The organism is Vibrio sp. 10N.222.55.C6, from assembly GCF_041473395.1.
In the GTDB taxonomy this organism is placed as follows: Bacteria; Pseudomonadota; Gammaproteobacteria; order Enterobacterales; family Vibrionaceae; genus Vibrio; species Vibrio crassostreae_C.
In genome coordinates this window covers 1-457 of record NZ_JBFRSD010000268.1, presented here as the reverse complement: position 1 = coordinate 457, position 457 = coordinate 1, and the positions used below count along the sequence as shown (strand labels likewise).

Below are 457 nucleotides of genomic sequence, written 5' to 3'. Positions count from 1 at the left end.
ATCGACTTGTGGTTAAGCACGCCTCAAGGCCCTACTCTTCTGACTATTCAAAACGAAAAGCCGGTATTTTTTGTTGCTCAATCTGATGTGGCCGCTTGTGAGGTTATTGCGACTAAAGAGTCGATAGACTGCCAATTTAAACCGCTTGAGATCGCGACCTTCGAACAAACCCTTCTCGCGGCTTGTTATACCTCACTATCAAGAAGCAGTTTTGGTTTGGCACAAGCCTTTAACAACGAAGAAATCCAGACTTTTGAGAGCGATATTCGCCTTGCGGATCGCTTCCTAATGGAACGTTTTATCAAAGGAAGTATTGAGTTTACTGGAACGGCGGTACAAAAAAATCAACATCGTCGAGTCTCCAATGCTAAGTGCAGAGCGGGTAACTACTTACCCACGCTTTCGATGGTTTCTCTGGATATCGAATGTTCAGAAAAAGGCGTGCTCTACTCTATTG

At 44.4% G+C, this 457-nt stretch carries 1 pseudogene; it reads left to right on the top strand.

From position 1 onward, the window contains the following. Nucleotides 1-457 (top strand): annotated as a pseudogene (locus AB4486_RS23595) (DNA polymerase II); the annotation flags it as partial.